Raw genomic sequence first — 15,768 nt, forward strand, 5'->3', positions numbered from 1 at the left:
GTGCAAAGATTGCATCTATTTGAAAGAGGCATATAGATGATGAATAAACTTCATTTCATTTTGGACAGACTTGTCCCGTAAAATAAGTTGGCCTTTTTTAATGATATGCATAGCTTCTATTCCTGAAAGAATAGATTTAGCTGTACGAAAAGATTTCAATCCCAACATTGAACGAACTCTCTTTTTAATAAAACGATGATCTTGCTCTACAATGTTATTAAGGTATTTTATATCTATCAAAACTGACTGAAATATGTTTAAAATTCAGTTCAAAAACTCATGACCAAAAACAAAGTTTTATATCAAACATCAAATACCGTTTATGGAACACTCTTAATGTACGGAAAACCAAGTTTTTTAAATAAAAAGTTCCTTAGCGTACGAAATTCGCGTTATGTTGGCGGGACCCCATCGCCATCAAGTTAAGGTTTTGCAGTACCCCCTAAACGAAAAAGTTCTTTCTCTATAGGGGCACCATATCAAAAAAGAAAATTGTAAGTTTAGACACATTTTAGATACAAAATAACCGATTCCTTATACGTTAAGGGACCGGTTATTTATTTCCCTACTTTTTTAGGGAGGTTTTTCTCGTAATGGTCTTAAATGATTGATTTAAGGTTATAAACTTAAATCATAAATAAAAGATAGAATAAAAACTATATAAGAAATAAATGTAACGAAAACAAGAAAACATATAAACTGAGCATTAGATACATATTGTTCTATTCTTTTTTTCATTTTAATTAGTATTATTTTTCAGATGTGAAGTATCAATTTGAATTTCACCTTTCCAAGATCCAATTACTTTTCCAATTCTATTTATATTTACATCTAAAGTAAGGGGCTGTTTAAAATCGTCTTTTCCCTCAGAAACTATAACAAATGTAGCAACGCCTTCGGGTTTATCATTATCACGAATACCTACATCATTTAATTTTTTACCTGCTGCCATAAGTTCAAAAGGAAGACGGTCATCTGAATCATGGATAAATGATAGTCTCCCTTCATGTTTAATCTCAGGGTTTTCCTCTTGTTGCCCATTAATTTTACCATCACTTTCGAGCTCTAATCCTGATGTATCAAATTCAAATGGTACTAAACTTCCGTCAGCTTTTTCCATTCTATAATGAACTGATATACGTGAATCTGCGATATATAATTCTTTGAAATGTACAGTAATACCTTGATCTGTAATTTTTTCATCAATAGGAATATATTCACCATTCTTCATCATATCTTGTGTGACACCATTTTCATCTTGTATTCCTTCATTTACAACTTTATCATTTGTAATTGCATCAGAAAAATATGAGGCAACATTTGTAGCCGCTACTTGTACTTGTGGAATCATTGTTGTTGTGAACAGTGCTGCTGCAGCTACTGCTGTATACATGAAACGTTTTGATTTTTTACTCATGTTTGTAAAGAGTCCCTTCTTCTGTTGTTTTTTGTGATTTATATTAGAAACATTGTCTAGCTTGGAACGACTTTCAAATGTTTTCCATGCTTGTTCTATATCAATTTTGATTTCTTGTGGTGAATTTGCAGATTCTTCATCTAGCATTACGTTTTCCCATTGATTTAATTTACTGATTTCTACTAATAAATCTTGGCATGCTTCACATGTATCTAGGTGCTTTGTGAATTCCTTTCTTATATCATGAGAAAGTTCTCCATCAATATATGTTTGAATAAATCCGATATCATAACATTTCATTTGTTATGCCTCCTCCATTTGTTTATAAATCTTGCGAAATTTCATTTTGGCTCGGACCAATAATGTTCCAATAGAAGATATTTCAATTTGAAGTATTTCTGCAATTTCTTTATATTGAAAACCAGAGAATTTCATTAGTAAAAGGGCTCGTTCTCGATCATTCATTTTATTTAGTATCGTTTGTACCTTTGTAATTTCTTCTTTTCTTATCCAATCATCGTCTAATGATGAAACATTTTGTACTTCATGGTATTGTATTTCTTTATCAATCTTCGCTTGTTGCCTTTTTTCAGATCGCAAATGGTTATAAGCTACATAAGTAGAAGATTTAATCAACCATCCAGGTATGTTTTCAATTACTTTCCAGTCGCTACGATATAATTGTAAAAACACTTCTTGTGCTAACTCTTCAGCGATAGATTGATTTTTAACAATCCATATAATCTGCTTCACAGCATAAGCATAGTACTGCTTAAATAAATCTTCAAAAGGCATATCAGAAGCATGACTTTCCTCATTTTCTATGGTTAACATGTTAGTTTAAACCTCACTTTCAATTTGATGCCTGTATTATAGAGAAACCAGAAAAACGGATTTTGTGACAGTTTTTCTGGTTATTTTTTTATTATGTACTAAAAAAAGCATTCATCTGATTAAAAGATAAATGCAAAAAGGGAAATGAAAACATAAAACTATAACTCTTTTAGTAGTTTTCTATTAATGGGGTACCGCCACATCGCTATCAAGCTAATAAAAAGAAATGCCCCCTAGAATGAAAAAAACGCCATCCTTTCCTATAATTCTACAGAAAGAATAACGTATTTTTTCATTTTAGGGGAATAATTAATCTCTTAAGTTGATGAGCATGCAGCAAGCCCCTTTAAAGGTAATATTGCGGTACCAGGCTGCCCTCTATACTGAAAAGGTAATATCACAACTCAAACTGCTATATTTATTTCCTGTCGAATACACTCTTTTTTATTAGCACGTTTCCATAAATATATGGTGTAGAAGAATAAAATTGCAATAATAACATATGCAAAAAGCGACGAGGCTTGAACATTCCCCATAAAATTAAAGAAATTATTAAAAGTGTGGAAAGTAATGGTGATAATAATTGATTGCTTATTTACGATAAGTAAGGACAGAACAAGTCCAACTAAAAATGCATATATGATTTGTAAAATGGTATCTTCAATAGACTGCCCACCAATTAGTTGTAATAAATGGGTGATACCAAACAAAAAACTTGAAATCAAAACTGATTTTTTTATCCCCTTTGAAAACAACATTTTGAGCATAAATCCCCGAAAAAAGATTTCCTCAATAAATGCAACAACAAAAAATTGCATGATAAACATAAAAAATAAGTCAGATACCGATGTTGTGTTTAATCCTTTATTACCAAGTAGTATTACTAATAGAACAAGCACTAATGGGAAATTTAATAAAATGGTATTCTTCATTGAATTATTTAACTTAATATCAAAGAAATAGAATTTCCACTTGTTCTTTATTGTTAAATATATTAAAATTCCCACTGCTAAAGGAACAAGTCCAATAAATTGTAATACTGGACTGGATGGCTTAGTAATAATTTGATAGGCCCCGTTAAGCGTGTAAAAAATCATTAATAAAAATTCTAACCCAATAATTTTTAAAACAATATTCTGATTTACCTTCATCTAGAATCCTCCCCTATTTATCGATTTGAGCATTTTTCTTTTGGATTACTGCACTGTTACTATTTATAGATTAATAGTAACTTATTAATTCATCAAATAATTTACTGATATTTCAAAAAATATAACATAAAACACTTTATTGTCCTCATGATAAGGTAAACAAATACCTCAAACGAGAAAATCGATCTCTTCAAATTGAAAATATATAAAATTCCTTTTTGGGGGTTTTATATATTTTTTTAGTTGATGGCGATGTGGTGAGACCCCATAAAGAAAAGACACCCATATAAGAGTGTCTTTTCCAATAGTTTTTTAGCAGAAGCAACTGCATCCGATAATGATTAATAAAATAAATAATACAACAAGTAAAGCAAATCCTCCAGCAAAACCGCAGCCTTCGCCGCAACTACCACCATATCCCATAATAATATTTCCTCCTTTAGATAAGAGGGTGAAACTAGGGTTCATTCCATGTATTTTAACGGGTTCACTTTACCTTATGTTTTTACGCCTGAATTGAGCAGGTCCTAAAAAAAAGACGCCATAAGGCGTCCCCCACAATTGGGTAGATAAGGTTTAGTTTTCCAATTTAAAGAAAGTATGTATCACACCTTGAGAGTATATCATAATATCTGTTAAATTTAATATTCTATGCATTATTACATAAAAAAAAGACACCCTAAGGTGCCGGTGCCTTCCTCCGACTTGAACCACTTTAATTTAATAATATGTATTGGACATTAAGTAAACACGTCCTATAAAACAGAATCATTTATTTTCAACAGATTGTTAGTGTACAAATACAAGAGAATCGAGATCGTTTGTTTGGCTAGATTAAAGCAACGCCACACCTATATGGTTGAGATGTGTTACGCCTTCTAATCGGAGAATCAGCTTTATAGAACGTGTCCACAATTTATATTTTACTACATGTAATATTTATTTTATGTAATTTTTACAAATATGTATAATTACATAAAATTTACGAGAAAAAGAGAGTATACTTTGATATTGTGTAATAAAGATAAGGCCCACCTACGGAAATAGGTGGGTTTTTTGTTGGGCATTACTATCTCATTGCACAAAAGGGAATTTGCATTAAAATAATATCATATTCTTAGAGTTCTTATATTGAGAAAAAAGACACTCTTATGAGTGCCCCTTTTTTTAGTAACCGAATCCGCCGCTACCGCCGCCCCAACAACTACATCCTATAATGATTAACAGGATGAATAGAACGATCAGTAAAGCAAATCCGCCACCTAACTGTCTACGCTTAAAGACTAAAGTTACCTTTAGCCCTCCAAGACTCGCTACGAGCGAATGGCTAGTTCTTACTCGACGGGAATCCCACCCGTTATATGATACGACCTAGGCTTGGCCGCACACCTGCCTCGTTAGTTAATATGAAAATGAAACCCAATGTCTTTCAGGCGAAAGTATAATCTTGGTTTGGAAATATACAACTGTTTGGACATAAAAAAGACCATCGAAATGATGGTCTTGCAGACTGTAGACAAATGCATAAAATAACGGATGAACATTTCTCTGAACACTTACTTTACTTCTTTCATAAATAGTCTAACGTTTTCAGCGATTTCTTTGAATTTGGTATGGTGTAAATAATGTGATCCATCCATGGTTACTACTTTTCCATGTACCGAGTCTTTGATCTGCCCTTCATGCAGAGGTATCCATCCTGCTACATCTTCACTATTCGCTTGTACAAAGAGAAGAAGTGGAAGATATTTAGGGAAGATTAAACCTTGAGCCCCTTTAAAATTAGACGAAATATGGTCCATCTCATTCAAGGTTGTGTCATTATACATGTTTTTATTCGAAATCATTTTCATTTGCTCTACGGTTTTTTCATCAAATGCCAGTCCAGCATAGGGGTCAGCACTGATTTTCATAGCCAATCTTAAGAGGCCTGATTTTTTGAGATATGCAAACGTTTTTAATGGAAAATTGATATCCATACCCGGTTGTGTTGCAACACTGCTATCGATTCCGACAAATGCAGTCACCTCGTTTGGATATTTGTTCACATAATCAATTCCATAAATACCTGTAATGGAGTGGCCCATGAGCATGTATCTGTTAATATTAAGCTGCTGTAGAGCTTCATGAACTTCACTTACCATATTCTCCGTGGTTCGCTCTTTTACAGTTTCATCACTTAATCCATAACCGAAAGGCTCTACCGCAACAACTTTGTAAAATGGAGATAATTCATCGATAAGAAGCTTAAAATCAAGCCCTGGAGTAGCTGTTCCATAACCAGGCAGGAGCACGATCGTTTCCTCGCCCTCGCCTTGAATTAACACATTCATGTTTTTCCCGTCTACAGATACGTGCTGACCGTAGGGCACTATTCGTTTTTGCTCCGAATGACTACTCATCACATTTACGATATAAACAATACCTAAAAAAAGTACAATGGCTAGAACGATTGCTCCTATGATTTTAAGTAAGATGTTTCGCACTTTCTTTATTTTCATTCCACTCAGCGTTTTCTTTTCCTCTTGTTGTGTCACTGTCATCTTCTCCTGTCCTGATCTGTTTGCCTTCCTTCATGTGCCTGTAATGAAAACTTAACCAATGAAGATGTACTCACCATGACGACAATATGAACTGAATATGAACTGCCAAAAAAAATGCTACGGCTCTATATACAAGTAAGCTTGCATATGAGTCGTAGCATAGAGAATGAATCTAACTAATCTGTTGGTGTAGTGATTGGCAAGGTGACAATGAAGGTCGTTCCTTGACCAAGTTCACTTTTCACTCGGATCTCACCTTGATGAAGCGACACGATCTGTTTAACGATAGCGAGTCCCATACCACTTCCGTCATACTTACGACTGTGGGAACGATCGGCCTTAAAAAAACGCTCGAATATACGCTTCTGGTCGTCAAGGTGAATACCAATACCAGTGTCGGATATTAGGATTGTGACGTTTTTGATATCTTGTTTGATGCTTACGTTAATCACGCCGGTATCCTCGGAAAATTTGATGCTATTTCTGAGGATATTCGTCCATACCTGATTTAACAGGTCATGATCAGCCGTTACTTTAACTGTCTGTAAATCAAGCTCGAAATGTATATCGCGAGCAGACCATTGTGGCTGGAGCGCCACAATTATCCGTCGGATTTGTTCATCGAGGCTGAGCGTGACGAGCCGCAGTTGCTTTGACTGCGATTCAAGAAAACTCAGCTTTAACAGGTTATCGCTCATTTTGGACATCCTTTTCGCTTCAGCGATGATAATATCAAGATAACGGCTTCGTTCGTATTCTGAAAGGTCAACTTGCTTAAGCACTAGAGCATAGCCGGATATCGAAGTGAGCGGAGACTGAACCTCGTGCGACACGTTCGTTACGAATTCCCTGCGCATTTGCTCAAGTTGCTGCAGATCGTGCATCATTTCTTCGAAGCTGCGAGCCAAAGTACCCAGCTCACTCGTTTGCTTAATATTCAACTTGACGTTGAAATCTCCAGATGCTATCCGCCTGGTCGCTTTTGTCAGCTTTTTTATCGGTCTTACCAGGAATACAGAGGCAACTAGAATCAATAAGCTTCCTGCAATCAACGAACATGTTGCAAAGACCAATGCCCACTTTGTGACAAAAGAGGCTGAAGGAGGGGCGAGCGCTTCCAAAAATATCGCTTTCGTTCCCATTTCCGTTTTCAACGGCAACCCTAAGAGGACCGTGGCAATACCATTAGGAGTGTCCTGAACAACACCTCCATCTAATACTTTCTTTAGTTGCTCCATCGTCACAGGCGCAGGTTTGTGTCCGTGAAGTTTACCGTAAGACTTGAACTGACCCGTTGCTTCGTAAATTCGAATATAATAAGAATCGAGCTGCTTCATTTCACTTACGAACAAGTCCGCTTCACGTAACGGAAAGGTCTTGTAAATCCGGACGATGTCTTGGCCAAAGTTACGTGAGTTGATTTGAGCGTTTTCGTTCAATTTATCTTCGAATATCCAAGTTGACACCAAAAAAGAAATGATCGTGCCCCCGATGATGGAGACTAAAAATGTCAGGACAACACGTATATATAAGGATCTGATCATTCATAAACCTCAAGCCGATACCCAAGCCCGCGCACCGTTTCGATCCGAAAATCGGGTGTTGTCGCGAACCGTTCACGCAGCCGTTTAATATGTACGTCTACCGTTCGATCATCTCCGGCGTAATCGATACCCCAAATCTGATCGATCAACTGCACGCGCGTATAGACTTGTCCGGGTGTTCCAGCGAGCTTATACAGCAATTCGAACTCCTTTAGCGGCAACGTAAGCGACTCCGTCCCTTTCATCACCTTATAGGTCTGTCGATCAAGGATGACGTTCCCTAAATGGATCGTCTGCGTGGAGCCAATCTTGTATCGTTTGAGTAGTGCCCTAACACGAACCGTCAACTCTAACGGATCGAATGGTTTGGTTAAATAATCGTCCGTCCCAAGTTCGAAACCTTTCACTTTCTCCCATGTTTCTCCTCTCGCAGTCAGCATAAGTAAAGGTAGATCAGGATTGGCTCTTCGGAGCTCCTTGCTTAACGTCCAACCATCCATAATCGGCATCATAATGTCAAGTACGACAAGATCGACATTCGTTGAGATGTAGACGGCCAGTGCTTCCTTGCCATCCGCTGCTTCAGCTGTTGCGAATCCATCGTTGCGTAGAAATAAACAGACGAGCTCGCGAATGTTCGCATCGTCGTCAGCAACTAGTATAGTAGGCATCGGTTCCCTCTTCCCCCTGTTTTCCACCGCATTATTTCAAGCAATCATTATACTATAAATTAACACGTATGTTGATTAACCAAAGTAATACAGTTTCTTGATTTATCGACCTGTAGAATTCAAGTGTTTCTTTCAAACTAATTTGCCACTCAATTGACAAGGCTTCACAAAGAAACAGGCGTGTGAAACCTGCAAATGACAAGCGTTTATTTTGTCTTTTGGCCTTGTGCACGAAGAAATTTCAGCAAAGCATAGGCAATTAATTATAGCTGTGAATAACTGATTGAACAACGCATTGGATGTTGTGCCAAACAATACGGAAACGTTCAAATTCAGCTAAATCCAGCGGAAAAATGATTCAATTGCCCAGCGCTATTTTTACATGGCGGCGATTCCTTCGGACAGATAGATTGGTAGAACGCATATTCCCCAAACTACTCCAGTAATTACACCATCTGAAATAACACGCCCCATACCCACTAATTATTTTTCATCAAATGCGTAAATGGCGTATCAACTTTGATTGCACATTCGTTCCAAATCAATACTTGTTAATTTAAGTGAATTCCACCATCAAGATTCATATAGGTTTAGTAATTAGTCAAAGTTATTAGGGTATTCTGTCGTATAATTTATATATTACCATATAATTACCTCCTGATTTTTTTATATTATAGTTCTACATCAACACATAATATATAACTTTTTCTCATTGCTTATTGAACTAATCTGCTCCGTTCAAGAAGAACCCTATCAGTTTAAATAACTCAGATTTTGGCAAAATTAAATTGATTCAAATGATACCCACCTTTTAGTAATCTCAGAAAATTTCTTAGTCGCGAGTGAGGTTGGTTTTCTTATAGCTAATCCAATAGTTCGATAGCTATCACTTTCAAGTGGAATGGCTGCAAAAGAAATTTTTGATGTCGGTATAATCATTTCTGGCAATATACTAATTCCTAGATTATTCTCCACCATGGAGATCACTGAGTATTCATTCATATTTTCGAATCGAATATTGGGGCTAACTTTATTCTCCCTAAATATTTTTTGAATATCATCATAACACTGATATGTTGGCATAATAAAAGGTACATTTTCTATTTGTTGCATTGATACTTGGTTTTCCTTACATAATGGGGATTGGTTAGATACAACACATAAAAGTCGATCCCTCTTCAATTGTACGATGTCAAAGGATTTTTCAAAGGATTCAAAGTAAGTATCATTATTAATAAATCCACAATCTAATCTCCCGTTTTGTAACCAATTCTCAACCTCAGCATAGTTTCCTTCCAGTAATTCGATTTCAATATTTGGAAACTTTTCCTCCATTTTTTTAAGAATACCAGGAATCCAGTTTTTAGAAATACTCGAAAAAACCCCCACTCTTACTGTTCCTTTTTGGAACCCATTGATAGCGGCTACTTCCTGCTTCAGCATGTTGTTATAGTATAAAATTTTCCGAACGGTAATTAAAAGCTCCTCTGCATTTTTGGTCAATGTTAAAGTAGAGTGATTACGAATAAATAAAGGAAAGGAAAACTCTTTTTCCAAACTGCTAATTGCATGACTTACAGCAGATTGGGTGAAACCTAACACTCCTGCAGCTTTTGTAAAACTATTGAGTTCTGCCACTTTGTTAAATATTTCATATTTTGTTAAAGTCACTATGGTCCTCCTCATGAATTTTATTCATGTCTCCATTATATTTCTTCGTTTTATTTAATGCCATTACCAACATACAATAAGTGCATGCTCTATTATATGACCCTTGACAAGGGATGTATTTTTTATGGAAGGATGAAGTGAAATGCAAAAAATTTTAGTTACAGGTGCTGCAGGTAAAATTGGCCAAGATGTTACAAGATTCCTAGATAAGCAAGGGAATTACCAGTTACGGCTAGCAGATATTAACTTATCTGCTTTAGAAACTTTTAAAGATACAAATCATGAAATCGTATATTTAGATGTTTCTGATTTAGCTGCTTGTCAAGAATTTACGAAAGGTATAGATATAGTTATACACTTGGCAGGTAATCCTTCGCCAAATGCTGATTTTTATGGCTCCTTATTAGAAAATCATATAAAGGGAACCTATAATATTTTTAGAGCTGCTAGCGATAATAATGTATCCAAAGTGATAGTTGCTTCCAGTGCTCAAACAATTGAAGGCTATCCTTTGGATTATCAACCACATGCTTATTCACCCACGAGACCCAAAAATATGTACGGGGTAAGTAAGTGTTTTGCAGAGGCTGTTGCTTCTTATTTTGCTTATGAAGAAGGGTTACAAAGTCTTGCTATTCGTATAGGTGCATATGATGATTATAATCCATATGGTAAACCACTAACAGCTAGAGATATGAGTGCATACTTAAGCCCAGAAGATTTTATGGACCTTCTCTTAAAGTCGATGACGGCAAAGAACTTACCTCCATTTTCAATTTTACATGGTGTATCTAACAACAGGTTTAAACGAATTGATATTGAAGGAACAAGAAAGTTAGTTGGTTATAGCCCAAGTTCTGATGCTTTTGTACTAAGTGGTATTAAGTTTTTTGATTCTTGATAAAGGCATATCTAGAAAAGAGATTATATTATTGTTATTTAGCTTTTATTTGTTCTATTTTCAATAGCTACAGTTTCTAAAATCATAATATTCCAATTTTCTCAGATAGGGCACACTATTCTTCTGTCTCATTTGTGGAACAACTCTATTGTCACCACTAGTTCCACAGATGTTCTTTTCCTTTTCAACATAATGGGGGAGCACCACATGCCCATCAAGCTAACCAAGTAAATTACTAGATACGAAATGATTCTTGTTTCAAAACTAGCAAGTGATAAAAAAGTAGGCATGCTAAAGAAGCCTATTAAAATGCGATTTTTTCGCTAGGCAGCTTGTCTATGCTTCACCGTCGTTTTATACACAATCCCTAGAATATCAAAGACGGTCATCTTCTTATACCTATGACATTTACGACCGTTTTTTTTGAGTAGCTGATAAAGGCGATGCAGAATTTTTAAAAGCTCTTCTGTGCCAACGGCTATCGCTTGAAACAGTAAAGGGAAGTAATCTTTAATCATATAAATCGCTTTGTATTCACTCAGCTCCTGCTTTTTCTTTTCAAGCAGAAACTGTCGCATTTGAAACATTGTAGAAGAACAGAGGAGAATGCCCATGAGTTGTCCATATAAATGGCACTCTAGGCGTTCTCTTTTAATATTTTTACATTCATCAATTTCAAAGAATGACTTCCACGTTTTAAACAAAATTTCAATCTGCCAACGAAGTGAATATAATGAATGCACGTAGTTCGTCGGTACTTCTTCTAGCGACGTGTTCGTGATATATACATTCATGCCCATTAAACGTTTACTTTTATCCTTCATGACAATGCCTTTCTTCTTTTCACGTATCGCTTGGTTTTTCAGGCGTGTTTGCGTTTGATCATCGGTTAAACGATGGATAATAACATATACTGGAAGTTTCTGGTTTTGGCCAATGTATACCTCGGGGATTTCTATCGTTTCACCAGGGATTAGACCAGACATCATTTGTGTCATATCAAGTTGGATATATTCTGTCTGCTTTTTTAACGTACCATTGTTGAAGTATTCTGGTTCAGGGTTCTTGATATAAATGCGTGTATTCAACTTCAACCTCGAGATATAATAAGCCTTTTTATCATGAATGGTTTGTAAGTCTCCTAAATCGAAGTAACCAAGATCACGTAAACACAAATCGCCCGCTTCTACGGTTTCAAGGCAGATAGTACCGTATGTTTTATCATTATTCTTTCCTGGTCCAAGCTGCACGTTAAGAAATTGACCACTAAGTAAATCATATTCCAATTGGATTTTCACGCCTGCGGTATTACTACTCCCACCTGAACCTTGATAGTCAGTGGCGAAATGGTCAGGCAGTTGAAACACTGTTGCATCTAAAATACGGATACGATTGAAAGTAGAGATCACGTGTGCAGAAAGTGAGTGATTTGAACAGAGTTTTTGTGTGAGAAGAGAAGTAAAGACTTCTCGAAGAAATGCGACAGCTGCTGGATTAAAGCGTTGATTCAGTCCTTCTGAGCTCATAAGTACCCCAGTGAAAACTTCTAACTGACTGCACAATTGTGTAAGTGATGTGCTAGCAATTTCTTGGCTGATCCATACGCAAAGGGCAATGATTTCGTTGGCTTGATACTTGCTAGATCGCTGTACAAAGCCAACTTGTTTGGCGATATCTTGTAGGAATACTGGAGATAAAAAGTATTGTAGCTCTTGTGCGAAAAGATTCAGTTCATTTGAAATGATAGGATTCATCAAAAACGCTATCCTTTCTGTATATTTCTACAAAAAGAATAGCGTTTTTTTCGTTTTATGGATACAATTTTTTAGCTTGATGGCGATGTGGTGCTACCCCATACCCATCAACTTAAGAAATTATTAAAGGTTGCTACAAAAAGACTATATATTTCGCTCCTCATACTCAAAGGGTTCTTTGCACGAGTAAATTTTATGAAAAAATCCCATATACGGAATATCGTCTTCCAAGCATTTTATGCGATATGACAACTCTTCATCGCATTCCGGTTCTTCACCATTGTTCCGCATACAGTCGAATTCCTCTATAATAGATTCCATGAGGTTTACCTTGATAAATAAGGGTAACTTTTCTAACATCGCATTTTCAATTTTGGTCTCAGATTTGTATCCTGCGAGGACTACTTCAAAATAATTATCCATAAACTTTTTACGTTTATCCGCATCTGGTTCAAATTGTATCCAACCCATTCCGTTTGTCCAGAGACTTGCAAGGTCAAACATATACCAACAGTAACATGAATTATCGAAATCATATACGGTTATTTGCCCCGTATCAAAATCTATCGAATAATTCCCATCGTTGTAATCAAAATGGACCATACCGAAAGACTCACGGTTCCTGTCCAATCCTTCTAAGGTTTTAAGGAGCTGTATCATCTTCTCCTTAAGTAGCGATAACGAGTCAGGTATAAGTTTATCGACATATTCGGCATTATACTTTTCAGAAAAACTATTCCGGTGGTGGACAGGAGTATACCCCTTTGATATTTGGTGCAGTTTTCCTAGGGATTTACCACAATTATAATAATACTCGGAGATCGGAACTCCTTCCCGGTACCTATAATTATTTTCCACAAGCATTTTTCCTTTTGCCTTTTTAAATAGACAGATAAAAAAGGTATGATTATTATAGATAATCTCTTCCAGCAGTTTCCCCTTCTTAGAGCTGATTACATCCGATACACTTCCTCCATGCTTAAATAAATACCTGATGTACTCAACTTCTCCCAGAAAATCTTCTTGGCTTCTGTCATTTAAAAAGGAGATTCTAAGTATCTTGGCATCAGTGCCCTCTTTCTCACAGGTATAAACGACATTACGCCCTCCGGTATGTGCCTTAACCGGCTTGACTTCATAGCCTTGCAACCCGTACAAGTTTGATACTAATGGAAGTAAATATGCATCACCGATTCTAATAACCTCGTTATGGGTCATAATACCTACACTCATAAATCGACGTCCCCCGCTTCCTTATTTTTCCTTGCATTATTATCATATTGTGAATAGGGAAATTTCACAATTATTTTATTTGCTTTGGGGAACGATGAATTCCCTAAGTTGATGGGTATGGGGTCGCACCACATCGCCATCAAGCTAAAATTTTATAGCACCCCCAGAACGAAATTTTGTACTAACTTGTAACAAAAAAGCTCATTTTTTCGTTTTGGGGTAATTCTGAATTCTTAAGTTGATGGGCATGGGGTAGCACCATCAAAACGCGAATTTCGTACGCTAAGCAAAATTTCATAAGAAAAAGAAACTGTTTTGATTAGTTTATTTAAAACTTTTTTCAAAATCGTTTCTTTTTATTAGTTATCTATTTTGAATTAAACGAACATTTTTAGTGCTGCATTATTTCTTGATTACAATGGATAATTTATAGTTTGCATACTTGTTTAAATCCATCAAAAATTGATCTAATGATTCATTAGATGGAAATCTGCATTCAAGAAGATAACAACCTTCCCCACTAATTTTATAGTTATTTATGATGTGTTTCTCATATGTTTTAATAAATGAAAGATACGGTTGATGATGTGTATCTTTTATATAGATATTAATAAAAGCATACATAAAGCAACCTAATTTAACTTGATTTACTTTAATGCTATAACCTTCAATTACCCCATTATCCTCTAATTTAGCAACTCTAGATGCGGCGGCTTGTCCTGTCAAATGAACTTTCTCTCCTAATTCTTTCATAGTGATACGACTATTTCCAGATAATTCTTCTAATATTCGCATGTCTGTATGATCCAGCATAAAATCAAATCCTTTCAAAAAAGTATAAAAATCTTTATGTAAATGAATTGCTTTTTAATAAGTTTGTTAATGCTAAAAATTGTGCTGATGACAAAATTTTTGGAAATAGCTCAGCACATTTACTTAAAAAAGAATAAAGTGACTCTTTTTCTCCACACATTATTTTAAATGAATCTTTATATTTTCTTCAATTGAAATGTGGTTTAGCTTAATTAATACTCATGAACACAAAAACATGTTGGGTCTTTCAAAATTCAAGTCAAACTACAAAAACACTTGATTTTATCTATGTAAATATATATTGCAAGTGTTATAGAATATACGTAAGTTACTAAACAAAAATAGAAGGAAGTGTAAATATGAAGATCACACAAATTAGGAATGCAACGATCGTTGTAGAATATGCAGGAAAAAAGTTTTTAATAGATCCAATGTTAGCTGAGAAAGGTACTTACTCACCTTTTCCAAATTCACCAAGACAAGATCAAAATAATCCTTTAGTTAGCTTACCAGTATCCGTTGAAAATATTATTAATAATATAGATGCTGTCATTTTGACTCATTTGCATTTAGATCACTTTGATGAGGCAGCTCAAAGAATATTGCCAAAAGATATAAAAATGTTTATACAAAATGAAGAGGATGCTACAGAAGTTAGAAACGCCGGTTTTCAAAATGTGGAGGTTTTACAAGAGGATACAGTCTTTGAGAATATCCAATTAATCAAAACAAAAGGCGAACACGGAAGAGGAGAAATTTTAAAACTTACTGGTTTAGTGTGTGGCTTTGTCTTCAAGCACTCAACTGAGCAATCATTGTATGTAGCTGGGGATACAGTATGGTACGAAGCTGTCCAAGAAGTGATTGATACACATAAACCAGAAATCATTGTAGTAAATGCTGGAGATAACCAATTCTTTGAAGGTGGTTCTCTTGTCATGGGGAAAGATGATGTTTATGAAGTGTATAAGACTGCTCCCAACGCAAAAATTATTGCTGTTCATATGGAAGCTATAAACCATTGGGCATTGTCTAGAGAAGAATTAAAGAGCTTTATTCATGAAAAAGGAATCACGTCTAATGTGTTAATACCAGACGATGGTGAATCTTACATGTTTTAGGTAAAGAAACACACAGCAATCTTAGCTAAACATGAGATCCGTAAAGGGTCTCATTAATTATTTTAAAAGCCGATTATTCTGAAGTGCACCCCGATTGTTAGACACAGTCTAACAA

The 15,768-nt window shown here is 35.5% G+C and carries 13 protein-coding genes and 3 pseudogenes; 2 read left to right on the forward strand and 14 right to left on the reverse strand.

All coding sequences use genetic code 11. The features are described from left to right. Positions 1-15: 15 nt before the first annotated feature. The 11 genes and pseudogenes from MR066_RS04355 to MR066_RS04405 form a co-directional block, all read right to left on the reverse strand. Positions 16-231: pseudogene (locus MR066_RS04355) on the reverse strand (DDE-type integrase/transposase/recombinase); the annotation flags it as partial. Between the two features lie 508 nt (positions 232-739). Beyond that, complete coding sequence (locus MR066_RS04360; protein WP_242246080.1) at positions 740-1,717, reverse strand: DUF4179 domain-containing protein; 978 nt, start codon at positions 1,715-1,717, stop codon at positions 740-742. Between the two features lie 3 nt (positions 1,718-1,720). Continuing rightward, positions 1,721-2,251 (reverse strand): RNA polymerase sigma factor SigX, encoded by a 531-nt coding sequence (locus MR066_RS04365; protein ID WP_242246081.1) that lies wholly within the window; start codon positions 2,249-2,251, stop codon positions 1,721-1,723. Positions 2,252-2,655: 404 nt separating this feature from the next. Beyond that, positions 2,656-3,402, reverse strand: a complete 747-nt coding sequence (locus MR066_RS04370) for a CPBP family intramembrane glutamic endopeptidase (RefSeq protein ID WP_242246082.1) — start codon at positions 3,400-3,402, stop codon at positions 2,656-2,658. Between the two features lie 312 nt (positions 3,403-3,714). Then, positions 3,715-3,825, reverse strand: a complete 111-nt coding sequence (locus tag MR066_RS04375) for a YjcZ family sporulation protein (protein ID WP_000540371.1) — start codon at positions 3,823-3,825, stop codon at positions 3,715-3,717. 744 nt (positions 3,826-4,569) lie between these two features. Then, a pseudogene (locus MR066_RS04380) lies at positions 4,570-4,665 on the reverse strand (YjcZ family sporulation protein); the annotation flags it as partial. 293 nt (positions 4,666-4,958) lie between these two features. Continuing rightward, positions 4,959-5,939, reverse strand: a complete 981-nt coding sequence (locus MR066_RS04385; protein WP_016100944.1) for an alpha/beta hydrolase — start codon at positions 5,937-5,939, stop codon at positions 4,959-4,961. 182 nt (positions 5,940-6,121) lie between these two features. Beyond that, positions 6,122-7,489, reverse strand: a complete 1,368-nt coding sequence (locus MR066_RS04390) for a sensor histidine kinase (RefSeq protein WP_061689656.1) — start codon at positions 7,487-7,489, stop codon at positions 6,122-6,124. Then, a complete protein-coding gene (locus tag MR066_RS04395) occupies positions 7,486-8,160 on the reverse strand; it encodes a response regulator transcription factor (RefSeq protein WP_001142154.1) in 675 nt (224 codons plus the stop codon). The genes MR066_RS04390 and MR066_RS04395 overlap by 4 nt, the downstream gene beginning before the upstream one ends. Before the next feature lie 390 nt (positions 8,161-8,550). Continuing rightward, positions 8,551-8,796: pseudogene (locus tag MR066_RS04400) on the reverse strand (GNAT family N-acetyltransferase); the annotation flags it as partial. Between the two features lie 147 nt (positions 8,797-8,943). Then, the gene (locus tag MR066_RS04405) at positions 8,944-9,831 is read right to left on the reverse strand and encodes a LysR substrate-binding domain-containing protein (RefSeq protein WP_242246083.1); all 888 of its coding nucleotides are present in this window, start codon (positions 9,829-9,831) and stop codon (positions 8,944-8,946) included. 142 nt (positions 9,832-9,973) lie between these two features. On the opposite strand from MR066_RS04405, the gene MR066_RS04410 reads away from it, so the two are divergent. Further along, the gene (locus MR066_RS04410) at positions 9,974-10,732 is read left to right on the forward strand and encodes an NAD-dependent epimerase/dehydratase family protein (RefSeq protein WP_061675664.1); all 759 of its coding nucleotides are present in this window, start codon (positions 9,974-9,976) and stop codon (positions 10,730-10,732) included. Positions 10,733-11,055: 323 nt separating this feature from the next. Here the strand turns inward: MR066_RS04410 and MR066_RS04415 are convergent, their stop codons facing one another. From MR066_RS04415 to MR066_RS04425, 3 genes are all read right to left on the reverse strand, one after another. Beyond that, a complete protein-coding gene (locus tag MR066_RS04415; RefSeq protein WP_242246084.1) occupies positions 11,056-12,486 on the reverse strand; it encodes an IS4 family transposase in 1,431 nt (476 codons plus the stop codon). Positions 12,487-12,630: 144 nt separating this feature from the next. Continuing rightward, complete coding sequence (locus MR066_RS04420) at positions 12,631-13,719, reverse strand: phosphotransferase enzyme family protein (RefSeq protein ID WP_172796668.1); 1,089 nt, start codon at positions 13,717-13,719, stop codon at positions 12,631-12,633. A 402-nt stretch (positions 13,720-14,121) separates the two neighbouring features. Further along, positions 14,122-14,532 carry an Lrp/AsnC family transcriptional regulator gene (locus MR066_RS04425; RefSeq protein ID WP_002087562.1) on the reverse strand — a complete coding sequence of 137 codons (411 nt, stop codon included), beginning with the start codon at positions 14,530-14,532 and terminating at the stop codon, positions 14,122-14,124. Between the two features lie 359 nt (positions 14,533-14,891). On the opposite strand from MR066_RS04425, the gene MR066_RS04430 reads away from it, so the two are divergent. Next, positions 14,892-15,653, forward strand: a complete 762-nt coding sequence (locus tag MR066_RS04430) for an MBL fold metallo-hydrolase (RefSeq protein ID WP_242246085.1) — start codon at positions 14,892-14,894, stop codon at positions 15,651-15,653. Positions 15,654-15,768 lie beyond the last annotated feature (115 nt).

The organism is Bacillus cereus group sp. BfR-BA-01523, assembly GCF_022662615.1.
GTDB lineage: Bacteria > Bacillota > Bacilli > Bacillales > Bacillaceae_G > Bacillus_A > Bacillus_A mycoides.

Coding starts and splice junctions, on each gene's coding strand:
- MR066_RS04360 (WP_242246080.1), bottom strand. CDS start 1,717: ATGAAATGTTATGATATCGGATTTATTCAAACATATATTGATGGAGAA.
- MR066_RS04365 (WP_242246081.1), bottom strand. CDS start 2,251: ATGTTAACCATAGAAAATGAGGAAAGTCATGCTTCTGATATGCCTTTT.
- MR066_RS04370 (WP_242246082.1), bottom strand. CDS start 3,402: ATGAAGGTAAATCAGAATATTGTTTTAAAAATTATTGGGTTAGAATTT.
- MR066_RS04375 (WP_000540371.1), bottom strand. CDS start 3,825: ATGGGATATGGTGGTAGTTGCGGCGAAGGCTGCGGTTTTGCTGGAGGA.
- MR066_RS04390 (WP_061689656.1), bottom strand. CDS start 7,489: ATGATCAGATCCTTATATATACGTGTTGTCCTGACATTTTTAGTCTCC.
- MR066_RS04395 (WP_001142154.1), bottom strand. CDS start 8,160: ATGCCTACTATACTAGTTGCTGACGACGATGCGAACATTCGCGAGCTC.
- MR066_RS04410 (WP_061675664.1), top strand. CDS start 9,974: ATGCAAAAAATTTTAGTTACAGGTGCTGCAGGTAAAATTGGCCAAGAT.
- MR066_RS04415 (WP_242246084.1), bottom strand. CDS start 12,486: ATGAATCCTATCATTTCAAATGAACTGAATCTTTTCGCACAAGAGCTA.
- MR066_RS04420 (WP_172796668.1), bottom strand. CDS start 13,719: ATGAGTGTAGGTATTATGACCCATAACGAGGTTATTAGAATCGGTGAT.
- MR066_RS04425 (WP_002087562.1), bottom strand. CDS start 14,532: ATGCTGGATCATACAGACATGCGAATATTAGAAGAATTATCTGGAAAT.
- MR066_RS04430 (WP_242246085.1), top strand. CDS start 14,892: ATGAAGATCACACAAATTAGGAATGCAACGATCGTTGTAGAATATGCA.